Origin of the sequence: Sphingomonas sp. (assembly GCF_035910975.1) — a bacterium.
Taxonomy (GTDB): domain Bacteria; phylum Pseudomonadota; class Alphaproteobacteria; order Sphingomonadales; family Sphingomonadaceae; genus Sphingomonas.
Window position 1 is genome coordinate 422,664 of the sequence record NZ_JAMHWM010000029.1, and the last position, 18,749, is coordinate 441,412.

16 protein-coding genes and 2 tRNA genes are annotated in these 18,749 nt (G+C 68.4%); 11 read left to right on the forward strand and 7 right to left on the reverse strand.

What is annotated here, in order from left to right; translation table 11 throughout:
* Window positions 1–19: 19 nt before the first annotated feature.
* From VYI76_RS08465 to VYI76_RS08475, 3 genes are all read right to left on the reverse strand, one after another.
* Window positions 20–1,543: a TolC family outer membrane protein gene (locus VYI76_RS08465; RefSeq protein ID WP_443018918.1), complete on the reverse strand. Its 1,524-nt coding sequence runs from the start codon at window positions 1,541–1,543 to the stop codon at window positions 20–22.
* Entirely contained in the window at window positions 1,543–2,208 is a 666-nt protein-coding gene (locus VYI76_RS08470) for a protein-L-isoaspartate O-methyltransferase family protein (RefSeq protein WP_326525065.1), read from the reverse strand. The genes VYI76_RS08465 and VYI76_RS08470 overlap by 1 nt, the downstream gene beginning before the upstream one ends.
* A 110-nt stretch (window positions 2,209–2,318) precedes the next feature.
* Window positions 2,319–2,392: transfer RNA gene (locus VYI76_RS08475), tRNA-Cys, on the reverse strand.
* Window positions 2,393–2,514: 122 nt separating this feature from the next.
* Between VYI76_RS08475 and VYI76_RS08480 the strand changes: the two genes are divergently transcribed.
* The 8 genes from VYI76_RS08480 to VYI76_RS08515 all read left to right on the forward strand — a co-directional run bounded on the left by VYI76_RS08480 (window position 2,515) and on the right by VYI76_RS08515 (window position 12,105).
* The gene (locus tag VYI76_RS08480) at window positions 2,515–2,793 is read left to right on the forward strand and encodes a PqqD family protein (protein ID WP_326524326.1); all 279 of its coding nucleotides are present in this window, start codon (window positions 2,515–2,517) and stop codon (window positions 2,791–2,793) included.
* A 10-nt stretch (window positions 2,794–2,803) separates the two neighbouring features.
* The gene (locus VYI76_RS08485) at window positions 2,804–4,408 is read left to right on the forward strand and encodes a phytoene desaturase family protein (protein WP_326524327.1); all 1,605 of its coding nucleotides are present in this window, start codon (window positions 2,804–2,806) and stop codon (window positions 4,406–4,408) included.
* Window positions 4,409–4,601: 193 nt separating this feature from the next.
* Complete coding sequence (gene cysS, locus VYI76_RS08490) at window positions 4,602–6,041, forward strand: cysteine--tRNA ligase (RefSeq protein WP_326524328.1); 1,440 nt, start codon at window positions 4,602–4,604, stop codon at window positions 6,039–6,041.
* Window positions 6,038–6,973 carry a D-2-hydroxyacid dehydrogenase gene (locus VYI76_RS08495; protein ID WP_326524329.1) on the forward strand — a complete coding sequence of 312 codons (936 nt, stop codon included), beginning with the start codon at window positions 6,038–6,040 and terminating at the stop codon, window positions 6,971–6,973. The genes cysS and VYI76_RS08495 overlap by 4 nt, the downstream gene beginning before the upstream one ends.
* 52 nt (window positions 6,974–7,025) lie before the next feature.
* Window positions 7,026–7,481, forward strand: a complete 456-nt coding sequence (locus VYI76_RS08500) for a TM2 domain-containing protein (RefSeq protein ID WP_326524330.1) — start codon at window positions 7,026–7,028, stop codon at window positions 7,479–7,481.
* 276 nt (window positions 7,482–7,757) lie between these two features.
* Entirely contained in the window at window positions 7,758–9,131 is a 1,374-nt protein-coding gene (locus VYI76_RS08505; RefSeq protein WP_326525066.1) for a class II 3-deoxy-7-phosphoheptulonate synthase, read from the forward strand.
* 42 nt (window positions 9,132–9,173) lie between these two features.
* Window positions 9,174–9,248 (forward strand) — tRNA-Glu (locus VYI76_RS08510).
* 454 nt (window positions 9,249–9,702) lie between these two features.
* Window positions 9,703–12,105 carry a serine/threonine-protein kinase gene (locus tag VYI76_RS08515; protein ID WP_326524331.1) on the forward strand — a complete coding sequence of 801 codons (2,403 nt, stop codon included), beginning with the start codon at window positions 9,703–9,705 and terminating at the stop codon, window positions 12,103–12,105.
* A gap of 4 nt (window positions 12,106–12,109) precedes the next feature.
* On the opposite strand, the gene VYI76_RS08520 is transcribed toward VYI76_RS08515, so the two are convergent.
* The 4 genes from VYI76_RS08520 to VYI76_RS08535 form a co-directional block, all read right to left on the reverse strand.
* Window positions 12,110–12,631: an ECF-type sigma factor gene (locus VYI76_RS08520; protein ID WP_326524332.1), complete on the reverse strand. Its 522-nt coding sequence runs from the start codon at window positions 12,629–12,631 to the stop codon at window positions 12,110–12,112.
* Between the two features lie 73 nt (window positions 12,632–12,704).
* Window positions 12,705–13,151 (reverse strand): hypothetical protein, encoded by a 447-nt coding sequence (locus tag VYI76_RS08525; RefSeq protein ID WP_326524333.1) that lies wholly within the window; start codon window positions 13,149–13,151, stop codon window positions 12,705–12,707.
* Window positions 13,152–13,158: 7 nt separating this feature from the next.
* Window positions 13,159–13,524 (reverse strand): hypothetical protein, encoded by a 366-nt coding sequence (locus VYI76_RS08530; RefSeq protein WP_326524334.1) that lies wholly within the window; start codon window positions 13,522–13,524, stop codon window positions 13,159–13,161.
* Between the two features lie 110 nt (window positions 13,525–13,634).
* Complete coding sequence (locus tag VYI76_RS08535) at window positions 13,635–14,090, reverse strand: hypothetical protein (protein ID WP_326524335.1); 456 nt, start codon at window positions 14,088–14,090, stop codon at window positions 13,635–13,637.
* 33 nt (window positions 14,091–14,123) lie between these two features.
* Between VYI76_RS08535 and VYI76_RS08540 the strand changes: the two genes are divergently transcribed.
* From VYI76_RS08540 to VYI76_RS08550, 3 genes are all read left to right on the forward strand, one after another.
* Window positions 14,124–15,107 (forward strand): PAN domain-containing protein, encoded by a 984-nt coding sequence (locus tag VYI76_RS08540; RefSeq protein WP_326524336.1) that lies wholly within the window; start codon window positions 14,124–14,126, stop codon window positions 15,105–15,107.
* Between the two features lie 89 nt (window positions 15,108–15,196).
* Complete coding sequence (locus VYI76_RS08545) at window positions 15,197–17,974, forward strand: hypothetical protein (protein ID WP_326524337.1); 2,778 nt, start codon at window positions 15,197–15,199, stop codon at window positions 17,972–17,974.
* The gene (locus VYI76_RS08550) at window positions 17,971–18,513 is read left to right on the forward strand and encodes a hypothetical protein (protein ID WP_326524338.1); all 543 of its coding nucleotides are present in this window, start codon (window positions 17,971–17,973) and stop codon (window positions 18,511–18,513) included. Before VYI76_RS08545 ends, VYI76_RS08550 begins: the two co-directional genes overlap by 4 nt.
* The last annotated feature ends 236 nt before the right edge of the window (window positions 18,514–18,749 follow it).

Consider the following 18,749-nt stretch of genomic DNA (forward strand, 5'->3'; position numbering starts at 1 on the left):
TCCGCGCCAGAAACCGTGGTTAACGAGGTGTTCCTGCGGGATTGCGCCCCGTGCTGTCAACCGGACGCTGCAACGCGGGATCGCCAAGCGTTGGGTCCGCCGCCACCGCCGGGGTCTGCGGCGCGGTGTCGGTGGTGCGCGTCGCCACCGCCGCTGGCTCGCCGTCGCCGCCCCAGTCGCCGATTCGCCGGCGGACCCGATCGTAATTCTGGACGGGGTCGTACAGCGGCCCGATATCGCCCAGGTTCAGGTCGTCGGCCTCGGCCCGGCCCATCGCCGCCAGCAGCGCGAAGCCCGCGACATAGGCGTTGCGCCGCGCGCTCACCAGCGTGACCTGCGAATTCAGCAGTTCCTGTTCGGCGTTGAGGATATCCAGGATCGTGCGCGTGCCGACGCTGTTTTCGGCGCGGACGCCCTCCAGGCTCAGCTTGTTGGCCTCGACCGCCACTTCGGAACTGGCGATCACCTGCAACGCCGACTGCCAGTTGGCATAGGCGGAGCGCGTCTGCGACACGACGCCGCGTTCGGCGAAGGTGACATTCTCGATCGCTGCCGAACGCCGCGCCTCGGCCTGACGCACCTGCGCGGCGGGGCGACCGCCCTGGAACAGCGGCAGCGTCAGGTTGACGCCGCCGGTCAGCCCCAGAGAATCGTTGCGAAAGCCGGCAAGCGCGGCGGCATTGCCGACCGAACCGAGATAATTCTGATACGCCGTGCCCACGCTCACGCCCACGCGCGGCAGCCGGCCCGCGCGCGCCACCTGCACGTCATATCGGGTCGCATCGCGCTGCTTCTGCGCGGCTTCCAGGTCGGGATTGCTCGCCAGCGCGACCTCGACCGCCGCCTGCGGATCGGCCGGCAGATTGGGCAGCGGCGGCGGCGCCTGCAGCGTACCGGCGGGCGTGCCGACGACGCGGATGTAATTCTCGCGGCTGCCGATCAGCCCGGCCTCGACGTTGCGCAACTGCCCTTCGGCCAGCGCCAGCCGCGCTTCCGACTGGGCGACGTCGGTACGGGTCAGATCGCCCACTTCGAACCGGTCGCGCGCGGCCTGGAGGTTGGTCCGGAGCACGCGGACGTTGAGCTGGTTGAGCCGCACGATCGCTTCATCGCGGATCACGTCGTTGTAGGCGGCGACGACCTGGGTGAACAGATCCGCCTCCGTCCCGCGCAGCGCCGCGCGCCCCGCCTCGATCCGCGTCTCCGCCGCGCGGACGGACCCGCGCACCGCACCGCCGGTGTATACCGGAACGCTCAGATCGACTCGCCCGGTCGCCGAACGCAGCGGGCCCGCGCCGCCGCCACTGTCATACAGATTCTCGCTGTATCCGCCCGACGAGGACACCCCCGGCAAGCCCGAGGCGCGCTGGATCGGCACATTCTCGTCATTGGCGCGCAGCGTCGCGCGTTCCGCCGTGATCGTCGGATTGCTGCGATAGGCCTGGGCCAGCGCATCGCGCAGCGTCTGGGCCGATGCGGTGCCGGCACCGCCGGTAACCAGCGCCGCCAGCGCGGCGGACGTGACGAGAAAACGACGCATCATCACCCCGGAAAATGGAAGGCACGCGGGCGCTCGAAGCCCGGCAGGACAATCGATTCGATATCGGAAAACGGCACCAGCACGACGCCTTCGCCGCGCACCCCGGCGGCCAGCCGGGCGACGCCGCCTTCCACCAGCCCGGCGACGACGCGGCCACCCGGCCGCACCTGCCGCACCAGCGTGTCAGGCAGTTCGCCGACCGCACCGTCGATCACCAGCACGTCGAACGGCCCGGCCTCAGCCGCGCCCTGCGCCAGCGGCCCTTCGACCAGCTCGACGTTGCCGTTCGGGGCAAGCGCCACTCGCGCCGCCCCGGCAAGCGTCGCATCGCTTTCCACCGCGACGACCCGTCCACCCAGCCGCGAAAGCAGTGCGGCGGTATAGCCGCCCGCCGCACCGATCAGCAGCACGCTCTCGGTCGGCTGGACATCGGCCTGCACCAGCAACAGCCCGGTCGCCAGCGGAGTGTTCTGCTGTCGCCCACCGCCCAGCGGCAGCTCGCGATCACGATATGCCGTCGCGCGATTTTCCTCGCCGACGAAATCCTCACGCGGGACGGACGCCATCGCCTCCACCACCCGCGGATCGTTGACCGCGCTCGTCCTCAGCTGGCTGACCACCATGGCGTGGCGGGCAAGCTCGTTCGCATCGCTGGTCGTGGCCGTCATCATCGCTCCCGACATCGCACAACTGTTTTAGTCATGCAATACACTAGTTGATCTCACCAGCGCTCTACCGCGCACGCATCGCGTCGCCAAGCGCTCCGATGGGTCAGGAATGGAGGCCCGACCGGGAATCGAACCCGGGTGCAAGGATTTGCAGTCCTCTGCGTCACCACTCCGCCATCGGGCCTCGATAGCGTGGAGGCGGGCAGATGCGGCGGCGGCGCGCGCATGTCAACCGCCGCGGCGTTGCGCGGGGCCCGCCGTGGCCGGTAGGGTCGCCGGATCATATCCGGGGATTCGGGACAGAAAATGGGCGCGGACAGGATCGCCAGCCGGCGCGAGGGGCTGATCGAGGCGGAGGTCGACGGCGAACTGCTCGGCCTGCACATCGACAACGGCTATTGCTACGGCTTCAACCCCACCGCGACGCGCATCTGGGCGTTGATCGAGACGCCGCGCACCGTGACGCAATTGTGCGAGACGCTGAGCGAGGAGTTCGAGGTCACGCCGGCCGACGCCCGCCCCGACGTGGAAGCGCTGCTGGAGGAGTTGCAGCGCGAGGGCCTGGTCGATCTGGCGCCGGCCTGAGCACCGGCGCATGACCCGGCGTTTCGATGCCCTGATCGTCGGCGGCGGCCACAACGGCCTCGTCTGCGCCTTCTACCTCGCCCGCGCAGGGCTGAACGTCTGCGTGCTGGAGGCGCGAGAGGTGCTCGGCGGCGCGGCGGTGACGGAGGAATTCGCCCCCGGCTTTCGCAACTCGACCGCCAGCTACACCGTCAGCCTGCTCCAGCCGCGCGTGATCGCCGACATGCGGCTGCACGATCATGGCTACCGCGTCGTCGAACGCCCGGTCGCGAACTTCCTGCCGCTGCCCGACGGCCGGTCGCTGGCGATGGGCGGGCCGGATACCGCGACGGAGGTCGCACGCTTCTCCGCCCGCGACGCGGCTGCTCTGCCCGTCTATGGCGCCGCGCTCGATCGCATCGCCGACGTGCTGCGCGATCTGGCGCTGGAGATACCGCCCAACGCCGGCGACGGGCTGGGGTCGCTCTACGATGCCGCACGCCAGGGCCGCCGCTTCGTCAGGCTCGGCATCGAATCGCAGCGCGACCTGCTCGACCTGTTCACCCGCAACGCGCGCGAATTCCTGGATCGCTGGTTCGAAAGCGATGCGGTGAAGGCGGTGTTCGGTTTCGATTCGGTGGTCGGCAACCATGCCGGGCCGTCGACGCCCGGATCGGCCTATGTGCTGCTCCACCACGTGTTCGGCGAGGTCAACGGCCGCAAGGGTGCCTGGGGCCATGCGATCGGCGGCATGGGCGCGATCACGCAGGCGATGGCGGCGGCGTGCCGCGATGCCGGCGTGACGTTGCGCACGGAGGCGCCGGTCGAGCGCATCCTGTCCGATAGTGGCAAAGCGGCCGGCGTCCGCCTCGTCAGCGGCGAGGAAATCGCCGCGACGCTGGTCATCGCCAATGTCGGCCCAAAGCCGCTCTACGAACGGCTCGTCGACCCGTCCGACCTGCCAGCCGATTTCCGCACCCGCATCGCGTCCTATGCGGTCGGCTCGGGCAGTTTCCGCATGAACGTCGCGCTGTCGCGCCTGCCCGATTTCACCGCCCGCCCCGGCGCGGGGCCGCACCTCTCCGCTGGCATCATCCTCGCGCCCGACCTCGACTATATGGACGCCGCCCTCGACGAGGCGCGGCGCGACGGCTGGAGCCGCTCGCCCGTCGTCGAGATGCTGATCCCCTCCACCCTCGACGACAGCCTCGCGCCCGCCGGCGCGCATGTCGCCAGCCTGTTCTGCCAGGGCTTCTCTCCCACCCTGCCCGCCGGGCGATGCTGGGACGACGAGCGGGAGGACGCGGCCGACGCGATCTTCGCGGTGATCGAGCGCTACGCCCCGGGCTTCGCCGCCTCGGTCCTCGCGCGGCAGATCCACTCGCCGCTCGATCTCGAACGCAAGTTCGGTCTTGCCGGCGGCGACATCTTCCACGGCCGCATGAGCCTCGATCAGTTGTGGTCGGCGCGCCCGGTGCTCGGCCACGGCGGCTACCGTTCGCCGATACCCGGCCTGTGGATGTGCGGCGCGGGCACCCATCCCGGCGGCGGCGTCACCGGCGCGCCAGGGCACAATGCCGCCCACGCTATCCTGCGATCGCGCGGCCTGGCCCGGCTATGGCGAGGCAGCCGCTGAAGCCGCTTCCAATGTTGGAGATTTTCCGCTCTCTTCTTCGCCGATAACGGGATGGTCGGTGGCAAAAGTGACGAAGGTGACAAAAGTGACGAAGGCTGACCGATGGACCGCGTTGCCGTCACCTTTGCGCTCCCGCGTGGCGCACGCGGCAAGGGGAATGTAACTCTCGGTTTCATTTGCTAGAGGCGCCGGCATGACGCTCAAGCTCTACAACAGCCTCACCCGCAGCCTCGAACCCTTCGCGCCGATCCACAAGGGCACCGGCAAGGACGGCAAGGACGAGGCGCGCGTCTACACCTGCGGACCGACGGTCTATGCCTATCAGCACATCGGCAACATGCGCGCCTTCATCTTCGCCGATACGCTCGGCCGCACGCTGCGCTGGAACGGCTACGACCTGACCCACATCATCAACATCACCGATGTCGGCCACCTGACCAGCGATGCCGACGCGGGCGAGGACAAGATGGAAAAGGCCGCCGCGGCGCAGGCCAAATCGATCTGGGATATCGCCGCCCACTATACCCAGGCGTTCCGCCGCGACGTCCGCCGCCTCAACATCACCGAACCGGCCGAATGGACCGTCGCGACCGATTACGTGCCCCAGATGATCGAGTTCGCCAAGGCCATCGAAAAGGACTGCTACCGGCTCGACGGCGGCCTCTATTTCGACGTGTCCCGGGTGCCCGACTATGGCAGCCTGGCCCGCGCCGCGACCGATGACGGCGAAAGCCGCATCGATCCCGTCTCCGGCAAGCGCAACCCCCAGGACTTCGCGATCTGGCGCGCCTCCCCGCCGGGCGAGCAGCGCCAGATGGAATGGGATTCACCCTGGGGCAGGGGTGCGCCGGGCTGGCACCTCGAATGCTCGGTGATGAGCCATGCGCGGCTCGGCCACCCGTTCGACATCCATACCGGCGGGATCGATCACCGCGAGATCCACCACCCGAACGAGATCGCGCAGAATCAGGCCTATTGCGCGTGCAGCGATCCCGGAGCGCGCATCTGGATGCACAACAACTTTCTGGTTGATCGCGGCGGCAAGATGTCGAAATCCACCGGCCAGTTCCTGACGTTGCAGGTGCTGGTCGATGCCGGCGTCCACCCCCTCGCCTATCGCCTGATGTGCCTTCAGGCGCATTACCGCAGCGAGCTGGAATTCACCTGGGAAAGCCTGGGCGCGGCGCTGACCCGGCTCAAGCGGCTGGTCGGCACGGTCGAGAAGCTGCGCGAGCGCTTCGATGCCGAACCGCGCGGCTCGCTGGAGACGCCCGAAGTGGACGAGGCGAAGGCGGCGGTCGGCGACGACCTCAACACCGCCCGCGCGCTGGTGCTGCTCGAACAGGTGGCGGGCGGCAAGGGCCATGCCGGCGACCGCTTCACCGCGGTGCGCAAGATCGACCGCGCACTCGGCCTGCGCCTCGCGATGGTCACCCGCGAGGAACTGCGCCTGCGCCCGGCCAACGCCGCGATCGACGAAGCGGTGATCGAGGCTCGCCTCGCCGAACGTCGCGAAGCTCGCGCGGCGAAGGATTTCGCCCGATCCGACGCGATCCGCGACGAACTGGCGGCATCGGGTGTCGAAGTGATGGACGGCGATGCACTGGGCTGGGACTGGAGGCTCGACCTGTGAAAGCCGTCCTCCCCGCCCTGGCCCGACCACTGATCGAGCAGCACCTGCCCGCCGACCTCACCGTCGACTGGTTCGCCAGTCGTGAGCAGGCGATCGCCATGATCGCCGACGCCGACATCGCCTGGGTCGATATGCAGCAACCCGGCGCAACGGCGGCGGCGGTCGCGGCGGGCACGCGCCTGCGCTGGGTCTCGACGATCTTCGCCGGCATCGACGCCTTCGACACCGCGCTGCTCAGGGCGCGCGGCACGGTGCTGACCAACGGCGTCGGCATCAACGCCGTAGCGGTCGCCGAATATGCCGTGATGGGCGTGCTGGTCGCGGCAAAACGCTATGACGAGGTCGTCCGGCAGGCCGACCGGTGCGAATGGAGCACCGCCGCACCGGGCACCACCGAACTCGACGGCACCCGCGCGCTGATCGTCGGCTATGGCACGATCGGACGGCTGATCGGCGACCGGCTCGCCGCATTCGGCGTGGACGTGACTGGCGTCACCCGTTCGGGCCGCGACGGCACGCTGGCGCCCGATGCGTGGAAGTCGCGGATCGGCGAGTTCGACTGGCTGGTCCTCGCCGCGCCCTCGACCGGCGAAACCCAGGCGCTGGTCGGCGCGACCGAACTCGCCGCGATGCGGCCCGGCGCCTGGCTCATCAACATCGCCCGCGGCGACATGGTCGATCAGGATGCGCTGATCGACGCGCTCAACGCCCGCCGCGTCGCCGGCGCCTTCCTCGATACCGTCACGCCGGAGCCGCTGCCCGCCGATCACCCCCTGTGGACGACGCCCAACGCGCTGCTGACGATGCATCTGTCGGGTCGCAGCCAGACGGGCATGTTCCGCCGCGCGTCGGCGCTCTTCCTCGACAATCTCGATGCCTTTCTGGCGGGCAGGTCGATGAAAAACATGGTCGATCTCGACGCGGGATATTGACGACGAAATCGCGCGACCGCACCTGTACGCGGCATCGCCTGGAGGAGTTTGAATGCGCGGACAGGTTCTTGGCGTCGATCGGGTCAGTGGCGACGGGCAGATCGCGGGCGACGATGGCCGCCGCTACCGCTTCCGGCCCGAGGACTGGGGCGACAAGACCGGCCCGTCGGTCGGCGCACAGGTCGATTTCGAGACGTCCGAAACGCGCGCGCTCAGCATCTACCGCGTTCCCGCCACGACGCCCGTCACGCTGCATGAAGCTCCACAGCAGCCATCGCGACAGCGCAGTCCGCGCAACAAGGTGGCGGCGGCGTTGCTGGCGTTCTTCGTCGGCGTGTTCGGCGTCCACCGCTTCTATCTCGGCCGCACCGGCAGCGGGATCGCGATGCTGGTGCTCACCTGCACGTTCTTCGGGCTGGTGGTGACCGGCCTGTGGGCATTCATCGATTTCATCCGTTATCTGGTGATGCCGGAGGACGAGTTCGACGCGCGCTATAACCGGTCGTAATTTACTCCTTCTGGGAAATTGCGCTTGCCAGGACTTACCCTGACGGCGTAAGCGCGCCGCATGACGACACTCGCCGGCGCCAAGATCCGCAAGTTCCGCGACGACCGCCACCTCAGCCGCGCCGCGTTCGGGGCGTGGTTCGGGGCGGCGGGATCAACCGTCCAGGGCTGGGAAGAGGACGGCAAGCGCGCCAGCGCCCGCGTCGCCAACCAGATCGCGGCGAACGGCATCGCCCATCACGCCGACTGGGCGCAACCCTATGTGACGGAGAACATCATGGCCGCCGACTGGTCCCCCTCCAGCTGGACCGCCGCCGATGCGCGCCAGATGCCCGATTACCCCGATGCCGTGGCGCTCGACGCCGCGACGGACCAACTCGCCAGCTTCCCCCCGCTGGTCTTCGCCGGCGAAGCGCGGGATCTTACCGCCGATCTCGCCCAGGTCGCGGCGGGCAAGGCGTTCCTGCTCCAGGGCGGCGACTGCGCGGAAAGCTTCGCGGAGTTCCACCCGAACAACATCCGCGACACCTTCCGCGTCATCCTCCAGATGGCGGTGGTGCTGACCTTCGCGTCGAAGTTGCCGGTCGTGAAGGTCGGGCGCATGGCCGGACAGTTCGCCAAGCCGCGATCGGCGCCAATGGAGGATATCGGCGGGGTAGAACTGCCCAGCTACCGCGGCGATATCGTGAACGACATCGCCTTCACCCCCGAAAGCCGGGCCCCCGATCCGCAACGGCTGATCCGCGCCTATTCGCAGTCGGCGGCGACGCTCAACCTGCTGCGCGCCTTCGCCAGCGGCGGCTACGCCAACCTGCATCAGGTCCACCGCTGGACGCACGACTTCATGGGCCGCTCGCCCTGGGCGAAGCGCTATGAGGATCTCGCCGACCGCATCGGCGAGGCGCTGGAGTTCATGGCCGCCTGCGGCATCGACGCGGAGCGCGTACCCCAGCTCAAGGCCACGCAATTCTACACCAGCCACGAAGCTCTGCTGCTACGGTACGAACAGGCGCTGACCCGGCAGGATTCGCTGACCGGCGACTGGTATGACACCTCCGCCCACATGCTTTGGATCGGCGATCGCACGCGCTTCGAAGGCTCGGCGCATGTCGAATACCTGCGCGGCATCGGCAACCCGATCGGCATGAAGTGCGGCCCGAGCCTGGAACCCGACGCGCTGCTGCGCCTGCTCGACACGCTCAATCCGGCGCGCTTGCCCGGCCGCATGACGCTCATCACCCGCTACGGCCACGACAAGATCGAGGACGGCCTGCCCAAACTCGTTCGCGCGGTACAGCGCGAGGGGCACCCGGTCGTCTGGAGCTGCGACCCGATGCACGGCAATGTCGTAAAGGCCGCCAACGGCTACAAGACACGGCCGTTCGAGCGCATCCTGGCGGAAGTCCGCGGTTTCTTCGCCGTCCACCGCGCGGAAGGGTCGTTCGCCGGGGGCATCCACTGCGAGATGACCGGCCAGAATGTAACGGAGTGCACCGGCGGTGCGATCGACGTGACCGAACAGTCGCTCGCCGATCGTTACCACACGCATTGCGACCCGCGCCTCAACGCCGGGCAGAGCCTGGAACTCGCCTTCCTGCTGGCGGAGATGCTCAACCTTGAGATGGTGGAACGGCGCAAGCTCGCGGCTTGACGCCGCCGCGCCGCTGCCCTAAGCGCCCGCCTCCAGCCGGACGGCCCCTTCGTCTAGCGGTCAGGACGTCGCCCTCTCACGGCGAAAACACGAGTTCGATTCTCGTAGGGGTCACCATTCTCCCGCCAACGTGCGGAGATCGGCAGAAATCCAGCAAAATCAACGCTTCGCCGGACGCTTCATGCCACGCATGAGACGTCGCATGCTGCATGTCTTCTGGCGCAGGAACGGGCCGTTCCCCGGTTTCGCCTCAACGTGCCGAAGAACATCGGGGACGAGGTGGGTGGCCTGACGCCCTCACGGCATTCACCAAGGATGGGATTGTCAGCCCCCCCCTAGCATGCGCGAGGCGCTGGCCCCGCCTGTCGAACCGGCCTTTCCCGGCATCTGAGCCCGCTCCAGCTCAAGATCATGTCGCCGATCGAGCATTCCCGACTGGAACTAACGGCCAAAGGCCGTACGCTTCGCGGGCGCGGTCACAGTCGCGGTCACGGACGAAGCCGCACCAGTTCCTTGAACCGGAACGGCCAATCTCACAGTGTTCGCCGGCAACGCCACGAAAAGGGGAATCATGCAGGCGGGAGATTGGACGCGCGTTTCGGCATTGATCGACGCGGCGCTGGAACTGCCCGAGGATGCTCGCGACGCCTTTCTGTCCCGGCGACTTGGCGACGATCCGGCCGGTCTGGCGCGAGCGCGCGACGTTCTCGCGCGGATGGATGACAACGGAAGTCTGGATCCGGTCGCGCCGATAGCCCCGATCACCGACCGGATCGCCATCGGGCGGCGCTTCGGCCCGTGGGAAATCGACGGCGTCATCGCCCAGGGCGGCATGGGCACCGTATATTCCGTGTCGCGGACCGAAGGCGGGTTCAAGCAGCGCGGCGCGCTCAAGGTCATGCATGACGCGCGCGGGATCGTCCGGGGGCGTTTCGAGGCCGAACGCCAGTTGCTCGCCGATCTCGACCACCCCGGTATCGCTCGAATATTGGACGGCGGCATCGATGCCGGTGATCGTCCGTGGATGGTCATGGAACGGGTCGAGGGCGGGCCGATCGACGGGTGGTGCGACACGCATGAAATTCCCCTCGACACCCGTATCGCACTGACCATCGACGTCGCCGATGCGGTCGCACAGGCGCACCGGATGCTGGTGCTGCATCGCGACCTGAAGCCCGGCAACGTGCTGATGGATGCTGGCGGGCGCGTGCGCGTGATCGATTTCGGCATCGCCAAGCAGTTGGGCCTCGGCGACCGCACGGAAGGCGCGCTGCCGCTGTCGGCGCCCTATGCCGCGCCCGAGTTGCTGACCGGGGAGCAGGCTGGGCCGCCCTGCGACGTCTATGGCGCCGCGGCCCTGCTCTATGAGCTTGCGACCGGCAGGCCCCCAGTCGATCTCGACGGCCTGCCGGTCGCGCTGGGCATAAGCCGCATATTGGAGCGCGATCCCGCGCGGCTGATCGACCTGCGGAAGGAAAACCCCGTCCTCGCCGATGCACCCGCCCGGTTGGTTTCCGATCTCGACGCGGTGCTGGCGAAGGCGCTGCGCAAGGAGCCCGCGGCGCGATATCCGACGCTGGACATGTTCATCGAGGACCTGCGCCGCGCACGCGATGGCCGGGCGGTCCAGGCGCGTTCGGGGGAGCGCGGATACCGGATGCGTCGCGCGATCTGGCGCGCGCGCTGGCCGATCGCGGCGGCGGCGGTCATCGTGCTGGCGCTGTCGGCGGGCCTCGTCGCGACCCTGATCCAGAAGCGCGAGGCGATCGCGGCGCGCGATGCGGCGCTGTCCGAGGAAGCCCGCAGCGAGGCGGTGCGCCAGTCGCTTTATTTGCTGCTGGCCGAAAGCGTCGAGATGGCGGGCGCCGAGGCTTCGTCCCGCGAGGTGCTCGATCGCGCAACCGCGCGGATCGTCGCCCAGCACGCGACCCAGCCGGGCGGCGCCGGGGCGGTGTTGCACGCGCTGGGCGAGCTGCATTTCTACCTTGGCGATTATACAGCGGCCAAGGCGGCGCTGATGCCGGTAGTCACCGCAAGGCCGGGAACGATCGCACCAGAGACGCTAGCGGCCGCGCGCTACGACCTCGCGCAGACGTTGCTGCGGATGGGCGATCTGGACGGCGCCGCGCCCCAGCTCGCCGCGGCTCAGGCCTTTTGGCGGACCGACGCCGCGAAATGGCGTGCACGCCTGATCGACAGCCGGCTTGTCGAAGCGCAGGTGCTGCGCGCGCAAGACCCCGAACGCGCGGGGGCGCTATTACAGGGCGCGCTGTCCGATCACCTGGACATGCACGGACGCGACAACCGCCAGGCCGGGGTGTTCTACAATAATCTGGGCGTGGCGCGGCAGGGATTGGGCGATCTCGACGGCGCCGGCAAGGCTTTCGAAACGGCCCGCGACATCTGGCGGCAAACCGGGCTGGTCGAAACCCCCGACGCGCTCAACACAGCCAACAATCTCGCGGCGATCGAGGCGCTGTCGGGTCGTCCGGAGCGGGCCGAACCGCTGTTCGCCGAAGCGGTGGCGATCCGCCGCAAGCTGTTCGGCGCGTCGGGCGCGACCGCCGCGCTGATCGCCAACCACGGCAAGGTGCTGCTGCAGACCGGCAAGGCCGACGCCGCGCTCGCCGCGCTCGCCGAAGCAGTGCCGATGGCGGAAAAATTCGCCGGGGCGGGATCGATGCACCATGTCGCCGCGCTCGCCGGCCGATCGGAAGCGGAAATCGCCGCGACCAGGGGCGATCCGCTGGCGACGGCACGCAGCGCCGTGACGCTCGCGGAAGGAGGCAAGGCGCCACCGCCGGGCGTGGCGATGGCGTTGGTCGCGCTGGCGCGCGCAGAAGGCGCTGCGGGGAACAGGGCAGGCGCCACTGCGGCGCTTGCGCGTTTCGATGCGATGCTGCCCGCCCTGGGGCCTGCGGGGGCGCGGCTTGCGCAGGGGGCAGACCAGGTGCGGGCGCGCTACCTGAAGTAACAGGTCACGCTGCCTCCGCGCTTTCGAGCTCGATCAATATCAACGCCCTCGCCTTGGCCCAGTCGCGCCGGACGGTGCGTTCGGTCACGCCCAGCAGCACGCCGATCTCGCGTTCCGAATAGCCACCGAAGAAGCGGTACTCGACGATCTCGGCCAGGCGCGGCGCAAACGCCGCCAACCGAACGAGCGCGTCGTCGAGCGCCAGCAGCCGCTCGTCGCTCTCCCAATAGACGTCAGGCAGGTCGTCCTCGAACGCAACCGTCGCCGCGCCGCCGCCGCGCTTGGCGGCGAGCCGCGCCTGTGCGTGATTGATCAGGATTTGTCGCATCGCGCGGGCGGCGGTCCGCAGGAAATGTCTCTCGTCGACGAAACCGTGCGCATGGCGCAGCTTCAGGAAGCTTTCGTTGACCAGCGCGGTCGATCGCAGGGTCTCGCTCGCGCCGTAGCGCCAGCGCAGGTCCCGCGCCATCCGCCTGAGCTGCGGATAGAGCGCCGCGACCAGCGCATCGGGAGAATCAACGGACATCGTCCGATTATGCGGAAGTCTCCGGCCGTTTCCATCGAAAGTGTCGCCGGGTCGGCCCGGTCAGCATCACGCCCTATTTGTCAGGCCAGTTGAGGTCCGGATCGGGGCCGCGTTCCGGCGCCGCGTCGATGCAACGCTGCACCGCGGCGGCGTGGTCTGGCTTCACCTTCAGCGAATAAACCGTGGCCGCCTGCTGCGCCGCCCGTTGCCGCGCCTCGAAATCCGCGAGCGTCATCCCGCGTCCGTGCGCGGTAACGGCGGCAAGGTGGGACCAGGCGATATAGACCTGCGGGTCCGGGCTGGGCAGGTTGCCCCCGCCGCCCCGCACGGCCTGGTGCATGAAATAGGCGCGATTGGCCAGCCCCCAGCAGGTCAGCGCGCGGTCGAGCGTATCGTCGGCGGCGAGCGGTGCGGGTACATCCGTCACCCCGGCCGCGGCGGCGGCGTTATCCGGCACTGCGCCCGGATTCGGGCCGCAGGCGGCCAAGGCCGTCAGCGTGGCGATCGATAGAAACCGCATCCACATTTCACTTCCCTCCCGCGTAGATTACCGTGACGGTCGAAACATCGCCGTCGCCCGGTGCGACGGTCACCTGCAACCCACGCGCGCCGTCGCCGGAGGTTTCCCCGCTTTCGTTCATCGCGATGATGCGCGCCGCGCCCGCCGCCGTCTCCATCCCCAGCTTCAGGCCGGCCGCCTCGCCCCGTTTCTTGTAGAAGCCGACGATCGAGGCGCCGTCGGCATTCGGCACCGAGAGCACCATCATGCCCTTGTCCGGTTCAGGCGCGTTGAGCACCGTGCTGGTGACCTTGGCACCCGGATAGACCGGGGCGAACGGCGGCAGGTTGCGCGGCGCGGCAACCTCGCCGGCGCCCAGGCCCGATATCTTCACGCCCGATTCCGGCACGGCGCCGTCCCCGGAACGCTCATTACCGCCACAACCGGCAAGCAGCGCGCATGCCGCCGCCCACCCCAAACACTTCGCTATCATAGTCCAATCCTTCATTCCGGAGCCCGCTCCAGCCGCACCGCGCGGACAAGGTCCGCATTTCGATAGGTTCCGGTCAGCGACCGGCCGCTTCGCCGGAACGTCAGCCGATGCTCGGCACCGTCGGCGGTTGGGGCAAAGGTGATCACCATCCGGCGCCCGTCGGCGCGAACGGCCATTTCGCCGCCCTGATCCATCAGATCGCAATCCGACGCGCCGGTTATCCTCCCCCCCGCGATCAGATCGCAGAAAGGCTGATAGAGCGCGTAGCTGCCGGTCCCCTCACGCTCGCCCGGGCTGTGCTGGATGTCGATCCGCATCGTCGCCTGCCCACCCGCGTCGTCGGCAGCAAGGACGCGCCAGTTGCCGTGATAGACGCTGGGCGGGCTGGTGGCCGCTTCGCGATCCGGTCCCGCACCGGGATCAGCCGGCCCCAGCAGCAGGGCCGCCATCGAAACCATGAGGTACATCGTCGATCCTCTCGTCGCCTCGCAACAGCGGCGTTGACCCGTCGTCCCGCTCGAAAGGCAAAACAGGGTTCCATCGGCGAAGCGGACATGTCGTGGCGATTTTCTTCAATCCGCGTGCCGGCCGGGCATCGGCGTCCGAAATTTCTGGACGCCCGATGTCCGCTTCCGCCGCCGCATCCTGTTCTGCCTTTCGAGGCGTGCGCGTCCGGCGCCGTCGCGGGTTCGGGAGGTTTATCTATGGCGCGTGGAATCTGGGCATGGGCGGCAGTCGCCGCGGTATTGGCCGCGAGCGTTGCTGGCGTGTCGGCGATCGGGCAATCCGCCCAGCAGGCCAAGAGCCTGACGCTGTACGCCGGCGAGGGCTTTCAGGGCAAAAGCTTCAGGATCACCGGCGACACCGCGGATCTGGACAGGGCCCGCCACAATGATTTCGCCATGTCCATTCGTACCGAGGGGCGCTGGCTGGTCTGCGAGGACGCGAAATACGCCGGCCGCTGTGTCGAGATCGACGGCAACGTCACCGATCTCCGCCCGATCCTGCTGGCCATGGCGGTCAGTTCGGTGCGCTATGTCGGTTCGTCCTACCGGGTCGCGGGCAATGGCGGAACATCCACGCAGCCAGCGCAGCCAGCCTCCACATGGCAGCCGATGCACAACACCGACCTGTTTGGCGGCGACTATCGCGAGATCGTGTACGACCGGCCCGGATCGGGCTGGCAGCAGTGCAAGGCCGCATGCGACGGCGACAGCCAGTGCCGCGCCTTCACCTATGTCGTGCCGGGGCGCAACCCGCACGGCGAATGCTTCCTGAAGAACAGCGTGCCGCAGCCGTCGCCGTCCGAATGCTGCATCTCCGGCGTGAAGGGGGCGCCGTCCACGCTCGGCCGCACCGGTTCCGCGCCGCCGGTTCCGGGTGCGCTGCGCCGGGTCGGCGAGCGGGCCGGCGACGCGGTCGAGCGCGGGATCGGGGACAGGGTTCAGGACGGCGTCGGAAAAGCGCTCGGCCGGGCCTTCTGAGGGATCGGCGCTTCGTACAGGCAGCTCAGCGGGGAATCGGGACGATGGGGGTGTCGGTCGGACCATCTGTGTGGACACGATGTGCTTCGATGATGGTCGTCGCGCTGGCGATGGCCTGTGGTGCTGCCGCCGCGCAGCAGAAGCCGCAGCCGTCCGGTACGGGTACGGTTCCCAGCGGCAGCCTGTCTCCTAACGGCAAGTTCCGGGTATTCGGGCTTGACGCCACCCGGAACCCCAAGGAACCGGATGCATCGGCGGCGCCGATCCCGGTCGAGCTGATCGAGCGCATGCAGCAGGCGTGGGACGTCCACGAACGCTATTTCGGCGCCCCGCGCATCGATACGATGCTCGACGGCAAGCCGGTCGTGTTCGTCGTTCGACGCCGCCCGGCCGACTATAGCACCACCGTCGCGGTGGCCGAGAACCTGGTGCCGGACCGTGCCGCCAACCCGGTCTGCGCAACTGCCGGCACCACGGACTGGTGCAAGGTCGACAAGTACAGCTTTCACTATAATCTCAACCACGCCGGCAACTTCATGGGCTCGGGATTTACCGCGCACGAGCTGACGCACGTCTTTCACAATCGCGTGTTCAAGCCGGCCGACGGGCGCCTGCCGCACTGGGTCGCGGAAGGCGCCTCGAACGGCTGGGGCTTCGCGATGATGGAGCGGTTCGATCGCAAGCTGACCCGCCGCGCGCTGGCGCGCCGTTTCGCCACCCAGCCCAAGGTCGAGGGTCAGGACGGCCTGGAGCGCCAGTTCGGCTTCATCCTGGGTCTACGGCACTATGACCAGCCTCTCGCGATCGATCATATCCAGGACGCGCCCTGGCGCCATCCCGACTATCCGTCGGCAACGGGGACAGGCAAGGTCACGATCGACAGGAGCAGCGGCCCAGCTTTCATCAACAGCACCAAGAAGCACGGCCACCTCGTCGGGACTGGCTACATGACGGGCAGCCTGTTCCGGCACATGTTCAAGGGCCGGCCAGGGGGCGCACACGCGGTGCGGCTGATGCACAGCCAGTCCACCCGGCCGCCCACTGACGCGCGCGACATGCGCGATGTGATCCGGTGGCTCGACGAGGGATTGAAGCTCGCCACCGTCGCCGACCCGATCGGAGGCGCGCCGCGCAAGGTCTGGCGGCGGGGCCTGCGCGACGTATTCTCCGAGATGATCGTGGAGCTTGCCGATCTGCCCGACCTGGTCGTTGGCAGCCGCGCCGGAAGGCTGGAACAGGCGCTGTTCGATCAACGGCTATGGGCGCAAGGCTGCCGCACGGTCGATCTCGGCACCAACGTGGCGGCTACGGTGCAGCTCAGGATCGCGCCGATCGCCGCGCGGTGCATCCGGGTGAAATTCGCCGCGGATGCCGCCCCGCCCGACTGGGTCACGATGCGCAACAGCCCCTATGCGGCAACCCCGGTCCCCTATCTCCCCGAAAATTTCATCATCACGGTGGAGGACGGAGAGAAAGGCGACACCTGCCGCGACATCGATGTCGGCACCCGTGGTCAGATGCTGTCGCTCGGCGCGTCCCGTCCGCTCGCGCAGGGCGGATGCGCGGTGAGCTGGTCGAGCCCGTATGCGCCGCTCGAGCCGACCCGTGCCGGTGGCACAAGGGGTTATCAGACGATTGTCATCACCAATGTCGCTGACAGGGCCGAGGACACCAGGGAGCGCGTCGTGACCGTCCGTCTGGTGCGGCCGAGCGTCAGCGCGACGGTGTCGGGCACCGCGACGCCGCAGAACCGGGGCGGAGACAAGCCCCGCCCCAAAAAGCCCCTGCCCAACGCGAAGCGCCCGCAGCAGCCCGCGATCACGTCAAGCAGCGTCGTGGTGTACGATCCGCCGGAACCCGGCTCCGGTTGCGATGCCGAAAAGCGGGCCGTGTTCGAATGCGGCGACGGATTCGGTTTCGGACTTAACGTCGGGGATTCGGCCGAGGCGGCGCGCGCGATCACCGCGTCGCTCGCCAGTTCGGGGCTGGTGTATCTGCCGGCGGAGATCACGCGCGGATCGGGCGTCGACGGCAAGGCGGAGGTCGCCGACACGTTCCACCGCATCCTCGAACCGCGCGGCCTGCCCGTCTCCGCCACGACGGGATCGATGATGGCGCCGGGCGGCGGCGCATCCGGCATGAAGATCAGCGTGTCGATGCCGGATCTGGAACCCGGTCAGACCGGCACCTTTCCCGCGCGCGTCGAAGTCAACTGGCATAGCGACATGGATGCCGGCATCGTCAATTCAATCGACGCCGCCGCCACCGAGCTGAGCAACGGCTGCCTCCACGTCGTGCGCCGCAAGACGAACGCGCAGATGAACATCACCCAGAACACGCCGGGGTTCATCCTGGGATCGCTCTCCGCCCGGCTGTTCGAGGACGAGCAGGACGCCGAGCTGGCCTGCCGCCAACCGATCCGGTCGGTCGGCACGATCGAGATCGCCTTCGCCTCGCCCGGCGTGGCGCGCAGCGATCTGGAGCCTGTCAGCTTCGCGCGCGCCGAGATACGCGGCGAGATCGACCGCGATATCGTCGCCCAGCAGTTGCTGCCGATGGACGAGCGTTCGGATTTCGACGCCGACGAACTCGAATGGGCATCGTCGCGTTCGGGCGGAGCGGCGAACGGCGCCGGTGCGACGATCGGTGCAGTGTCCTGTCAGGTACGGCTGACCGATCAGGATCGCCAGGCTTTCGCCGAGACTGTGGCGGCCGGATATGATGCTCAGGACGCCCCGCCTGAAATTCGCCGCCAGTTGATCGGCCAGATCCGCGCGATGGCCGACGGCCCGTTGCGCGCGCACCTCTGCGCCTGGGCCGCCGCCGGCCGCCCGCGCACCTATTCGCTGCCGGACGACGGCGCATGACGCGGCCGTTCGTCCGGCTGATCGTGCTGGTCGCGGCGTTGTTCGCCACCGCGGCCGCGGGATCGGTGCTGGTCGCATACCAGGAAGGACCGGGAGAGCAGGTCACCGTCTTCGGCCTGCCGCCGCCACCACCACTCGGCGCTCCCGCGCCCGAAGCACCGCCGGTATCCGCTCGGGCGCTCGCGCAGGCGAAGCAGCTGATGGCGCCCCCGCCCCCACGCGCCGCCTGCATCACGCCCGAGCAGCGCAACGCCGCGCTCGCCGGCACCGGTTGTTCGTGCACGTGCGGCGAATATGCCCGCAAGCCGGTGAGCGACAAATGCGACATCGCCTGCATGGGCCATTATTCGTGCTGGGGACCTATCCCCTCGGAAGCCGAGGTCGGCGCCAGCTATGCACAGGCCACAGCAGGCATTCCTCCCGGCTTCTCAACCCCCTTCGCATCATTGCCTGCGGACGAGCGCGAAACGCTGAGAGGCGCGATGCGGATGACGCGGGCATTGGAATGGGATCAGGCGCGGCTGTGCGGGGCGAGATAGCCGTTACCGACTATCGGTCGAGACTGAGACGACCGTTTTCGGAATTCCAGCTTGCGCCCTGAACGGCCGGGATCGGGGCGGTTTGTGGACAGTCTGCTTTCCGATCAACGTGCGACCTTCACCCGCATATCTCGGCTCAGGGACAGGCCCCGGTGGTCTGGGCCGGAAGATGACGGTGGCGGCGAGAGCAAGCGCGGGGAAGAAGGCGGTTGGGTAACGTTCGTAGCTGGTAACTC